General features: G+C 65.3%; 11 protein-coding genes. 10 read left to right on the top strand and 1 reads right to left on the bottom strand.

All coding sequences use genetic code 11. From position 1 onward, the window contains the following. Positions 1–434 precede the first annotated feature (434 nt). The gene (locus FG94_RS02685; RefSeq protein WP_229445830.1) at positions 435–2,846 is read right to left on the bottom strand and encodes a penicillin acylase family protein; all 2,412 of its coding nucleotides are present in this window, start codon (positions 2,844–2,846) and stop codon (positions 435–437) included. A 297-nt stretch (positions 2,847–3,143) separates the two neighbouring features. On the opposite strand from FG94_RS02685, the gene FG94_RS28530 reads away from it, so the two are divergent. From FG94_RS28530 to FG94_RS02635, 10 genes are all read left to right on the top strand, one after another. Further along, positions 3,144–4,322, top strand: coding sequence for an OmpA family protein (locus FG94_RS28530; RefSeq protein ID WP_036206727.1), 1,179 nt, complete (start codon positions 3,144–3,146; stop codon positions 4,320–4,322). Between the two features lie 102 nt (positions 4,323–4,424). Further along, positions 4,425–5,909, top strand: coding sequence for a B12-binding domain-containing radical SAM protein (locus tag FG94_RS02675; protein ID WP_036206724.1), 1,485 nt, complete (start codon positions 4,425–4,427; stop codon positions 5,907–5,909). A 56-nt stretch (positions 5,910–5,965) separates the two neighbouring features. Further along, positions 5,966–7,114: an ABC transporter permease gene (locus FG94_RS02670; protein WP_036206721.1), complete on the top strand. Its 1,149-nt coding sequence runs from the start codon at positions 5,966–5,968 to the stop codon at positions 7,112–7,114. Then, positions 7,114–7,980, top strand: a complete 867-nt coding sequence (locus FG94_RS02665) for an ABC transporter ATP-binding protein (RefSeq protein ID WP_081925744.1) — start codon at positions 7,114–7,116, stop codon at positions 7,978–7,980. Before FG94_RS02670 ends, FG94_RS02665 begins: the two co-directional genes overlap by 1 nt. A 2-nt stretch (positions 7,981–7,982) precedes the next feature. Then, a complete protein-coding gene (locus FG94_RS02660; RefSeq protein WP_036206718.1) occupies positions 7,983–8,930 on the top strand; it encodes an MlaD family protein in 948 nt (315 codons plus the stop codon). 8 nt (positions 8,931–8,938) lie between these two features. Next, positions 8,939–9,565, top strand: a complete 627-nt coding sequence (locus FG94_RS02655) for an ABC-type transport auxiliary lipoprotein family protein (protein WP_307188111.1) — start codon at positions 8,939–8,941, stop codon at positions 9,563–9,565. Further along, complete coding sequence (locus FG94_RS02650; RefSeq protein ID WP_051996058.1) at positions 9,562–10,743, top strand: VanZ family protein; 1,182 nt, start codon at positions 9,562–9,564, stop codon at positions 10,741–10,743. The genes FG94_RS02655 and FG94_RS02650 overlap by 4 nt, the downstream gene beginning before the upstream one ends. Positions 10,744–10,791: 48 nt before the next feature. Next, positions 10,792–11,124: a ferredoxin gene (locus FG94_RS02645; RefSeq protein WP_027867055.1), complete on the top strand. Its 333-nt coding sequence runs from the start codon at positions 10,792–10,794 to the stop codon at positions 11,122–11,124. Between the two features lie 25 nt (positions 11,125–11,149). Beyond that, positions 11,150–11,770: an alpha/beta hydrolase gene (locus FG94_RS02640; protein WP_036206714.1), complete on the top strand. Its 621-nt coding sequence runs from the start codon at positions 11,150–11,152 to the stop codon at positions 11,768–11,770. Between the two features lie 114 nt (positions 11,771–11,884). After that, entirely contained in the window at positions 11,885–13,030 is a 1,146-nt protein-coding gene (locus tag FG94_RS02635; RefSeq protein WP_036206712.1) for a D-alanyl-D-alanine carboxypeptidase family protein, read from the top strand. Positions 13,031–13,081 lie beyond the last annotated feature (51 nt).

Below are 13,081 nucleotides of genomic sequence, written 5' to 3'. Positions count from 1 at the left end.
AGCTACGGCTTTCGAAATCGATCCACTGGATCGATTTCGCTCACTCAAGATACTGACCGTTATCTCATTGCTGAGACAACGCTTAATACTTTTGTGAACATTTGATAATTTAAGTATGCAGCTGAACTAGTCAGCTGGCACCTTCATCAAACGCCCACACTTATCGACTGTTGATTGTTAAAGAACCGTTGTTCTGTACTACCTTGCTGCACCGTACGAAGCGTTGTGTTCGTCAGCAGCAGAGAAGCGAGATTATGCGGTGTTCTGCGTTTATCGTCAAGCCCCTCTTTTTTCTTTCGCTGTCGTTTCGTTTTGCGAATCGAAGCAGCTCCGGAAGACACGAATCATAGCAAAGCCGGAGGCCGTCGCGCAAGTAGGCAGTGTGAGTTTTTGAGACATTTCAGCCTGCCTTAAGCCGACAATTCTTGCGCGCCTTATTCACGCAGGCTCATCGTTGCGTAATTCGGATCGGCCTTGATCTTCTCTTGCGTGAACGGCAGCACCGGCCACTCCTTGCGCGAGTAAACCTGGGTCTGGTCCGCATACCAGGGCGACTTGGGATCGGTCGACTGCCCATAGGTCAGCATCGCCTGCGCCACCGGCCCCTGCTCGTCGAAGCCGACGGTCTGGATATAGCTCTGTCCCCAGTGGGCGCCGACATAGCCGTTGGCGGTCAGGCCCGTGCGCATCGTCAGGGAACTGTAGGTACCCTCCTGGTTGCCGTTCCCGCCATGCAGCGCAATACGCACGCCGTTGCGCGGCTCGACCTGAACATCCCCCAGGCGCGCGTCGAGCGGGATGCCGAGCGACTGCAGCTTGACGGCCGCATCCCGCAGCGCCGCCAGCATGGCCGGCATCGCGGCCGGCGCCACGCCATTGGGCGTGTTCACCGGGTCGGCCGGATTGAAGGGATTCGCCCACTTGTTCGGAATGCTCGACGCCACGCTCCAGAATTCGCGGAACAGCACCGCGCCGCGGCTGTCGACATTGGCGCGGCGGTCCCAGGCCTGCAGCACGTTGCAGGCCTGGCGCGACAGCTCGTTGCTCAGGGCCGCGCAGGCGGTCAGCAGTTCGGGCAGCACCAGCTCGGCCGCATACACGCGGTTCGAGAAGGCCAGCGCCTGCATGTCGGCCAGGGTCAGCTTGCTGCGCTGCGCCAGCAGGTCTTCCATTTGCCGGAAGCCGATGCGGGTGCGCAGGGTCTGCTCGACACCGGTGCGTCCATACAGCGGCGAGAAACCCAGCGGCGCCGGGCCCGTCAGCAGCGCTTTCGGGTTGGTCAGCCAATAGCTGTCGTTCGAATTGCCGACGTAGTCGGTGCGCATCATCCACGGCGCCTTCGCCGGCGCGTAGATGCCCGGCGGCGCGCCGGCATCCTGCCCCCAGCCGCAGGCACTCCGCGAACCGTCGAACAGCAGCGCCGCCTGCAGCAGCAGGCAGCCGTTCACGAACTTGTCCGCATTCATGTGCGGCACCACGCTGGCGTCCGCATACAGCGCATTGCCTTCGCGGTCGGCGGCAACCGTGTTCACCCAGGGCAGGCCCACCACCTTGTCGAGCGAATCCTTCAGCGCACGCACGCTGCCGGCCGTGCCGATGCCCAGCCACTGCTCGAGCATGCGGGTGTTGTAGCGGTTCGGGTCGGCCAGGACGTAGGCGGCGCCGGCGGTCCAGGTCATGCCCGCGGCCGGCCGGACGATCACGGCGCCCTGGTGGCTGAAGTAGAAGGTCTTGCTGCGCCGGCCCACCAGCCCATCCGGTAGCAGCGCGTCGACGGTGACCGTCTTCGACGTCATCTTGCGGCGCTCGCCGTCATAGAGATAGGTGGTGCCGGTCGGGTCGGTGGGATCCAGCGCCAGCCGGAAGGTGGTGAAGTGATAGGCGAAGGTGACGGTGTGACTCCAGGCGACATCCTTGTTGAAGCCGATGACCACCGCCGGCACGCCGCCGATGATCACGCCCATCGCGTCGTAGCGCCCCGGCACGGTCAGGTGGGCCTGGTAGAAGCGGTCGGCGGTGGTCCAGGGGTAGTGCGGGTTCCCGAGCAGCAGGCCACGCCCGTTCGCCGACAAATCCTTGCCGACGCCCAGGGCATTGCTGCCGAAGCCCTGGCGGTTGAGCTTGTCGAGCTGGGCCACCAGGGTGGAGGCATCGATCTTGCGCGGCGCCGCCTTGGCCAGGCTGACCGTGGCGCCCGGAACCCGGCCCGCGGCGACGAAGTCGCGGGCGAAGGCCTGGCCGGACGCGTGCAGCGCCTTTTCCGCCACCACCAGGTACATGTCGTCGAGCGTGATCGGACGCACCCACTTGGCGTCCGAGCAGGCCGCGGGCAGCTTGCCGGCGTAGTCCTTCAGGTAGCGGTTGTAGCCTTCGACGAAACCTTCGAGCAGCTGGCGCGGTTCGGCCGTGCCGGCGGCGTAGTTGGCGCGCAGCTGTTCGATGTCGAGGTAGCCCTTGAAGAAGAAGTCGCTCTCTTCGTTGTTCAGGTCCATGAAGCCGCTGCCGCCGCCGTACTCGTCGCCGGTGCGCTGGCGCGGCCGCGCCTCGCCGCCGAAGAACAGCGAACGCTCGCCGCGCACGGTCAGCACCGAGTCGGCGAACATGCAGACGTTGTCCTGGGCGTAGGCATAGGCCAGCCCGTAGGCCAGGCTGCGGTAATCCTCGGCGCGCACATGCGGTATGCCGTGCGTGGTGCGCGCGACCTCGACCTGGATGCGCGCGGCAGTCTGCGGCGGCGGTGGAGGGGCTGCGACATCGTCCTTGTCGCTGCTGCAGGCGCCCAGCGCCAGCATGGTGGCGAGCGCCGCGGCCAGCAGGCGGGTGCGAGGAAAGACAGGGCTTGGCATGGAAAACTTTCTGCGGCCAGCGGCACGCGGCAGAGAATGTTAAAATCGCACAGTTGAACTCTAAACAATTTTTTACGCCATGCCTACTGGCGAAAGTGATGGGTTCACACAGAGCGGGAATCTACCGGCGCACTGTTGAAACGATGTGTTGTTATTTCGAGAATATTTCTCTTATGCGAGATAGCGAACAGTGCGCAAGATGCCAAAAGGTAATACTTCGCCCTGTAACTCCCCGAGAGCCGAGGCCTTCGAGGCCCAGGTAACAGACTAATGTTTTAATTGACGAAAAGCAGAACAATGAAAGCATCCAACAAACTCGCCGCACTGATCGCACTGGCCTGCGCAACCATGGTGAACGCCCACGCGGCACCGCAAGAGGCAGCTTCCCAGCAGTCCGCGCAAGCTGATTCGGCCTACGTGAATCCGGACTGGGCCAACAGCGCCTGGTACGCAGGCGTGGGCGCTGGACGCTCGCGCGCCGACATCGACCAGAGCGCGCTGCAGCGCACCCTGAACTCGAACGGCTCGACCCTGAGCAGCTTCAGCACCGATGACCGCGACGTCACCTGGAAGCTGTTCGTCGGCAAGCAGCTGAACCGCTACTTCGCCATCGAAGCCGGCTACTTCGAACTGGAAAACTTCGACTTCGAAGCCTGGACCAACCGTGGCAACCTGAACGGTGAAACCAAGTTCCGCGGCGTGAACCTCGACCTGGTCGGCCGCCTGCCGATCACCGAACGCCTGACCTTCCTGGCGCGCGGCGGTGTCCAGTACACCCGTGCCAAGACCAGCTTCAACGGCAGCCGCCTGGATGCCGTGACCGTCGCCAACCCGCCTAACGAAGGCCGCCGCCACGGCAAGTACGGCCTGGGCCTGGAGTACGCGCTGAACGAAAACATGGCACTGCGCGGCGAAGTGGAGCGCTACCGCGTGACCGACGCGGTCCAGAACCGCGGCGACATCGACACCGCCACCGTGAGCCTGGTCTGGAAGTTCGGCCGTCCGGTCAAGGCAGCCTACGTTGCTCCGGCACCGGTCGAGGCAGCACCGGCGCCAGCGCCGGCACCGGCACCGGTCGTCGCACCGGCACCGGCACCGGAACCGGTCCCGACCTCGGAAAAGGTCTCGATCGCGGCTGAAGCCCTGTTCGACTTCGACAAGGCGATCGTCAAGCCGGAAGGCAAGGCGGCACTGGACGAGTTCATGGCGAAACTGGAAGGCCTGAACACTGAAGTCATGATCGCCGTCGGCCACACCGACTCGGTCGGCACCAACGCCTACAACGAGAAGCTGTCGCTGCGCCGCGCCGAAGCCGTCAAGGCCTACATGGTCTCGAAAGGCCTGGACCCGGCCCGCCTGTACACCGAAGGCAAGGGCGAGACCCAGCCGGTCGCCGACAACGCCACCGCCGAAGGCCGCGCCAAGAACCGCCGCGTGACCATCGAAGTGGTCGGTACCCGTACCGTCAACAAGTAAGCCTTGGCTGAATGACAAAGCGTCCGGCGCAAGCCGGGCGCTTTTCTTTTTTGTGGCGCCGACGCCGCAGGCCCGGTGCCCGCATTCGGTACAATGCGCGGGATGACCATCCTGCTTTCCACGCTCAACGCGCGCTACACCCACGCTTCCCTCGGACTCCGTTACCTGCTGGCCAACATGGGGCCGCTGCAGGCGCAGACGCGCATCCACGAATTCGTCATCGGCGCCAAGACCAGCGACCTGGTCGAACGCATCCTCGCGCACCAGCCGCGCATCCTCGGCCTGGGCGTCTACATCTGGAACGTCGAAGAAACCACCCGGCTGGTGGCGCTGCTCAAGCGCGTCGCGCCGCAGCTGACGATCGTGCTGGGCGGCCCGGAAGTCTCGCACGAGACCGGCGAGCAGGAGATCGTGAGGCTGGCCGACTACGTCGTCACCGGCTGGGGCGACGTCACCTTCCCCAAGCTGTGCGGCGAGATCCTGAACGGTCCCAAGCCGCTGATGAAAGTGCACGCCGGCGTGCAGCCGCCGATGGCGGAGATCGCCCTGCCCTATTCTTTATATAGCGACGAGGACATCGCCCACCGCACCCTGTACGTGGAAGCCTCGCGCGGCTGTCCGTTCAAGTGCGAGTTCTGCCTGTCTTCGCTGGACAAGACCGCCTGGCCCTTCCCCCTGGAGGCCTTCCTGGCCGAGATGGAGTCGCTGCATGCACGCGGCGCGCGCCTGTTCAAGTTCGTCGACCGCACCTTCAACCTGAACGTCAAGACCAGCCTGCGCATCATGCAGTTCTTCCTCGACAAGCTGGAAGCGAATCCGGACGACCCGGTCTACGCCCACTTCGAGCTAGTCCCGGACCACCTGCCCGAAGCCCTGAAGGAGACGATCGCCAGGTTCCCGCCCGGCGCGCTGCAGTTCGAGATCGGCATCCAGAGCTTCAATCCCGAGGTGCAGGCCCTGGTGAGCCGGCGCCAGGACAATGCCAAGGCCGCCGACAACATCCGCTGGCTGACCGAACACTCGCAGACCCATTTGCACGTGGACCTGATCGCCGGCCTGCCCGGCGAGGACGTGGCCAGCTTCGCGCGCGGATTTGACCAATTGGTCAAACTTGGCGCCCAGGAGATCCAGTTCGGCATCCTCAAGCGCCTGCGCGGCACCCCGATCATCCGCCACACCGAGCCTTTCGGCATGGTCTACGATCCCTACCCGCCCTACACCGTGCTGGCGACGAAGCAGGTCGATTTCCCGACCATGCAGCGCCTGGTGCGCTTTGCCCGCTACTGGGACCTGGTCGCCAACTCGGGCCGCTTCGCCAATACCACCCGCGTGCTGCTGGGCGAGGCCCCGTTCGACAACTTCATGGCTTTCTCAAGCTGGATCTACACGAAGACCGATGCGACCCACCGCATCGCGCTCGAGAAGCTGGCCAAGCTGGTGCAGGAATGGCTGCAGCTGCGCGGCATGGCGCGCGAGGCGGCGGCTGCCCTGCTGGCCTCGGACTATGCGGGCAAGCTCGATACCGCCCCGGCGCACAAGCCCGTGGCCGCCGCGCCCGAACGCCAGGTTCGCCACCTGGCTGCGTAGCGCACTATGTTAGGAACCGTGTAGCAGCGATAACGATTCTCTTTTACACTGGCGCAATGCAGATTGAAAATGCGCCAATATTAACCATCCAGCATCCTGACCAGGCCTCGGGTACCGGCGCGGCCCCATCTGTCATGGCGAGCGGCGTCTGGCAGGTACATACGTTGTCGCGCAAGGGCGTGCTCAAGGGGATCACCCGCACCCTGAACACGCTCAAGAAGAACAGGCAAAGCCTCGCCTGGGACCTCTCCAGCATCGAGCGCCTCGACCACGTCGGCGCCCAGATGTTCTGGAACGCCTGGGGCAAGCAGCGTCCCGCGAGCCTGAAGCTCGATCCGCAGCACGAAGAACTGTTCGGCCGCATCGAGAAGGCCAGCGCCATCAAGCTGCCGCGTCATAAAGTCAGTCCGCTGAACTGGCTGATCGTGCTGGGCGGCGGCATCCTGTCCTTTTTCGAGCACCTGCGCGGCTTCGTCAGCCTGATCGGCCAGCTGATCCTGGACTTCGGCCGCTTCATCCGCCGCCCGCAGGCCGGGCCCTGGCGCGAGATCTCGGCCAACATCTACCATTCCGGCTTCCAGGCGCTGGGCATCACGGCGATGGTCGGCTTCCTGATCGGGATCGTGCTCTCCTTCCTGTCGTCGCAGCAGCTGCGCATGTTCGGCGGCGACATCTACATCGTCAACATCCTGGGCATGGCCGTGATCCGCGAGCTGGGCCCGCTGCTGGCGGCGATCCTGGTGGCCGGCCGCTCCGGCTCCTCGATCACCGCGCAGCTGGGCGTGATGCGCGTGACCGAGGAACTCGACGCCATGCTGGTGATGGGCATCTCGCACGGCCAGCGCCTGATCATGCCCAAGGTGATCGCGCTTGCCATCTCGATGCCGCTGCTGGTGGTCTGGACCGACGCCATGGCGCTGATCGGCGGCATGGTCTCGGCCAAGATCGAGCTGGGCCTGTCGTTCCGCTACTTCATCCAGAAGCTGCCGGACGCGGTGCCGGTGGTGAACTACACGATCGGCCTGCTCAAGGGCTGCGTGTTCGGCATGCTGATCGCGCTGGTGTCCTGCCACTTCGGCCTGCGCATCAAGCCGAATACCGAAAGCCTGGGCCGCGGCACCACCACCGCGGTGGTCACGGCGATCACCGTCGTCATCCTGGCGGACGCGGTGTTCGCCATCATCTTCAACGACGTGGGGTTCTGATGGCAGACACGAACCAGCCCACTAAGCCACGCGAACCGCAGCGCTTGAACAAGCGCCCCGAGGAAGACGTCGGGCCGCCGGTGGTCGAGATCCGCAATCTGTGGACGCGCTTCGGGCGCACCGTGGTGCACCAGGACCTGAACCTGGACATCTATGCGGGCGAGATCCTCACCATCGTCGGCGGCTCCGGCACCGGCAAAACCGTGCTGCTGCGCCAGATGCTGGGCCTGGAGCGTCCCTCGGAAGGCTGCGTGAAGGTGTTCGGCGAGGACATCAGCCAGGCCGAACCGGAACAGCTGCAGCACATGCGCAACCACTGGGGCATGCTGTTCCAGCAAGGCGCGCTGTACTCGGCCCTGAGCGTGTTCGACAACATCGCCTTCCCGATGCGCGAGCTGCGCTCGCTGCCCGAGGACGTGATCCGCGATGCCGTGCTGCTCAAGATGGACATGGTCGGCCTCGGCCCCGAGCACGCCAACAAGATGCCGTCCGACCTGTCGGGCGGGATGGTCAAGCGCGCGGCCCTGGCGCGCGCCCTCGCGCTGGAACCGCGCTTATTGTTCCTGGACGAACCCACGGCGGGCCTCGACCCCGACCTGTCGGATGCCTTCGTGTCGCTGATCCAGACCCTGCACAGCGAATTGAAGCTGACCGTGGTCATGGTCACGCACGACCTCGACACGCTGTTCGCGCTGTCGTCGCGCATCGCGGTGCTGGCAGAGAAGCACGTGCTGGCGGTCGGACCGGCATGTGACGTGCTGCGCGTCCAGCATCCCTTCATCAAACACTTTTTCCTGGGCCCGCGCGGCCAGCGGGCGCTGGAAGTGCTCGAAGAGCGCCAGGCCCAGAACGATTCGGAGAACTGAATATGGAAAACAGATCGTATGCCCTGATGACAGGCGTCTTCACGATCGCCCTGGTGGTCGCGGCCGTGCTGGCCGGGCTGTGGCTCAACCGCGACCGCACCGAGCTGGTGCCCTACGAGATCGTGACCACCCAGTCGATCCCGGGCCTGAACCCGGAAGCCACGGTGCGCTACCGCGGCCTGGAAGTGGGGCGCGTGGACCAGATCATCTTCGACCCGCGCGTCACCGGCCAGATCCTGATCAAGCTGTCGGTCGAGAAGGATTCGCCGATCACCACCACCACCTTCGCCTCGCTCGGCTACCAGGGCGTGACCGGCATCGCCTTCATCCAGCTCGACGACGACCGCACCGGCTCGCCGCGCCTGGCGGTGCGCGAGGACCAGCCGGCCCGCATCCCGCTGCGCCCGGGCCTGCTCGACATCCTGGAAAAGCGCGGCCTGGCCATCCTGGAAAAGACCGAGCAGATCACCGACAGCCTGGCCAAGATGGTCACCGACGAGAACCAGCAGACCATCGTCGGCGCCTTCGACAGCATCGGCAAGGCGGCCGACGCCTATGCCGCCATTCCGCGCAAGCTCGAGCCGACCATCGACCGCCTGCCGGCGCTCACGGCGAAAATGGACCGTAGCCTGGCCTCCTTCGACGCGACCGCCGCCAGCATCCAGGCCACCGCCGACAACTATGACCAGCTGGCCACGCGCCTGCAGGCCCCGGACGGCCCGCTCGAGCGCCTGAACGGCGCGGTCGGCTCGCTGCAGTCGGCCACCAGCGAACTCGAACTCGAAACCCTGCCGCACGTCGTCCAGATGACCGACGAGGCGCGCGGCGCGCTGCGCGCCGTGAAGCGCACCGCCACCTCGCTGTCCGACCGCCCGCAAAGCATCCTGTTCGGCGCCCCGAGCGCCCAGCCGGGTCCGGGCGAACCGGGCTTCGTGCCACCGACCAAATGAGGACCACCGTGACCGCCACTCCGATCCGCGCCCTGTTCGCCCTTGCCGCCTCGAGCCTCCTCCTCGCAGGCTGCGCCAGCAACAAGATCCAGGAAAGCATGACCTACGACTTCGGTCCGGCAGCGCCGCTGCAGGGGGCGGCGCCGGCCTCCGCACCTGCCAATATCGCCGCGCTGGTGGTGATGGACTTCACCGGCCCGTCGGCCCTGGAGAACGAGCGCATGTTCTACCGCCTGGCCTATGCGGACGCGCTGCAGGCCCGCACCTACGCCCATGCGCGCTGGGCCAACGAGCCGCTGCAGATGCTCACCCAGCGCGTCAAGGCGCGCCTGGCGCAGTCGGGCATGAAGGTGCTGTCGGCCACCGACGCCTCCACCGGGGTGCCGCTGCTGCGCGTGGAAGTGGACGACTTCGTCCATGCGTTTTCGGGCGTGAGCCAGAGCGAAGGCCAGATCACCCTGCGCGCCTCGCTGTTCAACGACCACCGCCTGCTCGACCAGCGCACGTTCACGCGCACGACGCCGGCCCCGAGCGCCGATGCGCCGGGCGGTGCGCGCGCCCTCGCGGCCAGCACCGACGCCGTGGCAAGCGACATCCTGGCCTGGCTGGCGACGGTCGATACCCGAAAACGATGACCAAGCCTACCGTCGCCGTCGAGCAGCGCGAACGCCCGCGCGAAGGACGCGGCTCGCCGATCGCACGCGCGGCGCTGCTGGCCTACCTGCTCTTGATCATCTACGCCAGCTGGTACCCGTTCACGGGCTGGCGCAACAGCGGGGTACCGTTGTTCACCTTCCTCAATACGGTGATGCCACGCTACTGGACCGGCTTCGACGTCGGCGTCAATATCGTCGGCTACATGCCGCTCGGGGTGCTGCTGGTGCTGTCGGTCTACCCGCGCGTGCGCGGCATCTGGGCGGTGCTGCTGGCGGCGCTTGCCGGCATCCTGGTGACGCTCACGATGGAAACGGTGCAGAACTTCCTGCCCAGCCGCGTGCCGTCCAACCTCGACCTGATCACCAATGCCGGCGGCTGCCTGGCCGGCGCGCTGCTCGGCGCCTGGTGGGCGCCCGGCCTGCTCGACCGCAGCCGCCTGTTCCAGCTGCGGCGCCGCTGGTTCGCGCCCTACGCCAGCCAGGGCCTGGTGCTGGTGGCCCTGTGGCCGCTGGCGCAGATCTACCCGCAAAGCTACCTGTTCGGCCACGGCCAGGTGCTGCCCATCCTCTCGGATTGGCTGTCGCGCTGGTTCGATACCGACATCGACCTGGTCAACATGCTGCGTCCGGGCGAAGCGATGAGCGTGGAGCAGTACTGGCTCTCGGAGACCATCATCACGGCCTGCGGCATGACCGGCGCCGTGCTGACGCTCATGTGCCTGGTGCGCCGCAGCGCGCCGCGCTTCCTGCTGATGGTGGTGTTCCTGGCCACGGCCCTCCTGGTGAAGGCGCTGGCGAGCTCGCTGCTGTTCCGGCCCGATAACGCGTTTGTCTGGGTGACGCCCGGCGCGGAAGGCGGTTTCATCATCGGCATCATCATGCTCACCGGCCTGGTGTTCGCGCCGCAGGTGGCGCAGCGCCGGCTGGCGGTGGTCACGCTGGTGCTGAGCCTCATCGTGGTCAATACGGTGCCGGTCAACCCGTATTTCGTCTCCACCCTGCAGGGCTGGGTGCAGGGGAAGTTCCTGAACTTTAACGGCGCGGCCCAGTTCCTTTCCCTGACATGGCCGTTCCTGGCGCTGTGGTTCCTGCTGCTGCCCTCGCACCAGCTGAACCGCCCGGAGCCGCGCCCCGGGGCAGCGGACGGGGAGTCTTGAACATTTGCCGTATCATGAGGGCTGGCGACCATCTATGACGAGAGCGACATGAGCGACACCAACGACGCACCCTTCTACAAGCACCACGTCTTCTTCTGCATGAACGAGCGCGACGGCAAGGATGCCCGCCAGAGCTGCGGCAAGTGCGGCGCCGAGAAGGCGCAGAAGCATGCCAAGAAGCGCATCAAGGAACTCGGCCTGAACGGCCAGGGCAAGGTGCGCGTCAACCAGTCCGGCTGCCTCGACCGCTGCGAGGAAGGCCCGGTGCTGGTGGTCTACCCGGAAGGCACCTGGTACACCTACGTGGACAACGCCGACATCGATGACATCATCGACACCCACCTGGTGGGCGGCAAGGTCGTCGAACGCCTGAAAATCTGATCACCCCTGCAAGCGCTTTGGATTAATGAACAAGTATTCGCACAAGTTTACCCTCGACGGCCACGCCGGCAAGATGCAATGCATCCTCGACCTGCCGGAAGGCCAGCCGCGCGGCATCGCCCTGGTGGCGCACCCGCACCCGCTGTACGGCGGCACCATGGAGAACAAGGTGGCCCAGACGCTGGCGCGCACCTTCGTCACCCTCGGCTATGCCACCGCGCGCTTCAACTTCCGCGGCGTGGGCGAGTCGGAAGGCGTGCACGACGACGGCCGCGGCGAGGTGGACGACATGGACGTCATGTACAAGCACATGACCGAGCAGTACCCGGGCCTGCCGGTGACCCTGTCCGGTTTCTCCTTCGGCACCTTCGTGCAGGCCCAGTTCCAGCAGCGCCTGATCGCAGAGGGCCGCCCGGCCGAGCGCCTGGTGCTGGTCGGCACCGCGGCCGGCAAGTGGCCGATGCCGCCGGTCCCGGCGGACACCATCCTGATCCACGGCGAACTTGACGATACGATCACGCTACAGGAAGTGTTCGACTGGGCGCGCCCGCTCGACATCCCGGTGACCGTGATCCCGGGCGCCGACCACTTTTTCCACCGCAAGCTTGGTCACATTAAGAATCTTGTCGTCGAAATGTGGCGATGACGTGACATTTGACGCTGTCGCTGTGCAATAATTAGTCCCTTCTTTCGAGGCAATACTCTCGGGTGTTGCCTTGCGCACTTCTGCATTAGCATTTTTTTTACAGCGAACACTCCCATGAAAAAACTGTTAGCGGCCGTGGCCGCCAGCCTGCTGATGGCTTCGGCCAGTGCACAGACCGTGCCCGCGCCGACCGTCGCAGCCAAGTCGTGGCTGCTGCTCGACGCGACGAGTGGCCAAGTCATCGCAGCCCAAGACCCCGACGCCCGCATCGAACCGGCGTCGCTCACCAAGGTGATGACCGCCTACGTGACCTTCGCTGCGCTGCGCGACAAGCGCCTGACCCTGGACACCATGGTCAACGTCTCGGTGCGTGCCTGGAAAGTGGATCCCAGCAGCTCGAAGATGTTCATCGATCCGAAGGTCCCGGTGTCGGTCAACGACCTGCTGCATGGCCTGATGATCCAGTCGGGTAACGACGCCGCGGTGGCCCTGGCCGAAGCCGTGGCCGGCGACGAAGGCACCTTCGTGACCCTGATGAACCGCGAGTCCGAGCGCCTGGGCATGAAGAACACCCGCTGGGCCAACCCGCACGGCCTGCCAGACGCGAACAACTACTCGACCGCGCGCGACCTGTCGGTCATGGCCGCGAGCGTGATCCGCGACTTCCCAGAGTTCTACAAGATCGACTCGATCAAGCAGTTCACCTACAACAAGATCACCCAGCAGAACCGCAACCGCCTGCTGTGGCTGGACCCGACCGTGGACGGCATGAAGACCGGCCACACCGACTCCTCGGGCTACAGCATGATCGCCTCGGCGCGCCGCCCGAACGGCAACGCCGGCCAGCGCCGCCTGATCTCGGTGGTGCTGGGCACCGCCTCGGATTCGGTGCGCACCCAGGAAAGCCAGAAGCTGCTGAACTGGGGCTTCCAGAACTTCGACACGGTCAAGCTGTACTCGAAGGGCCAGGCCGTATCGACCGTGCCGGTATGGAAAGGTTCGGAATCGAACGTGAAGCTCGGCTTCACCCGCGACGTGCTGGTGACCGTGCCGAAGGGCGTGGCGGGCAAGATGAAACCGGTCCTGGAGCGCAAGGACCCGCTGGTTGCCCCGCTGGCGCGCAATTCGCAGGTCGGCACCCTCAAGATGATGGTCGACGGCAAGCCGCTGATCGCGCTGCCGGTGGTGGCGCTGGACGAGGTGCAGGAAGCCAGCATCTTCGGCCGCGCCTGGGACTCGCTGCGCCTGTGGATGCAGTGATCCTCGCCTGAGCCCATCCGAACAGCCCGTTCGTGCGCAAGCCGGGCGGGC

This window comes from Massilia sp. LC238, assembly GCF_000735635.1.
Taxonomy (GTDB): Bacteria; Pseudomonadota; Gammaproteobacteria; order Burkholderiales; family Burkholderiaceae_D; genus Telluria; species Telluria varians.
The sequence above is the reverse complement of the archived record's forward strand: the minus strand, read 5'-3'. Positions and strand labels throughout refer to the sequence as shown.

Excerpts from the sequence above, each read along its gene's own strand:
- FG94_RS02685 (WP_229445830.1), bottom strand. The coding sequence starts at position 2,846 with ATGCCAAGCCCTGTCTTTCCTCGCACCCGCCTGCTGGCCGCGGCGCTC.
- FG94_RS28530 (WP_036206727.1), top strand. The coding sequence starts at position 3,144 with ATGAAAGCATCCAACAAACTCGCCGCACTGATCGCACTGGCCTGCGCA.
- FG94_RS02675 (WP_036206724.1), top strand. The coding sequence starts at position 4,425 with ATGACCATCCTGCTTTCCACGCTCAACGCGCGCTACACCCACGCTTCC.
- FG94_RS02670 (WP_036206721.1), top strand. The coding sequence starts at position 5,966 with ATGCAGATTGAAAATGCGCCAATATTAACCATCCAGCATCCTGACCAG.
- FG94_RS02665 (WP_081925744.1), top strand. The coding sequence starts at position 7,114 with ATGGCAGACACGAACCAGCCCACTAAGCCACGCGAACCGCAGCGCTTG.
- FG94_RS02660 (WP_036206718.1), top strand. The coding sequence starts at position 7,983 with ATGGAAAACAGATCGTATGCCCTGATGACAGGCGTCTTCACGATCGCC.
- FG94_RS02650 (WP_051996058.1), top strand. The coding sequence starts at position 9,562 with ATGACCAAGCCTACCGTCGCCGTCGAGCAGCGCGAACGCCCGCGCGAA.
- FG94_RS02645 (WP_027867055.1), top strand. The coding sequence starts at position 10,792 with ATGAGCGACACCAACGACGCACCCTTCTACAAGCACCACGTCTTCTTC.
- FG94_RS02640 (WP_036206714.1), top strand. The coding sequence starts at position 11,150 with ATGAACAAGTATTCGCACAAGTTTACCCTCGACGGCCACGCCGGCAAG.
- FG94_RS02635 (WP_036206712.1), top strand. The coding sequence starts at position 11,885 with ATGAAAAAACTGTTAGCGGCCGTGGCCGCCAGCCTGCTGATGGCTTCG.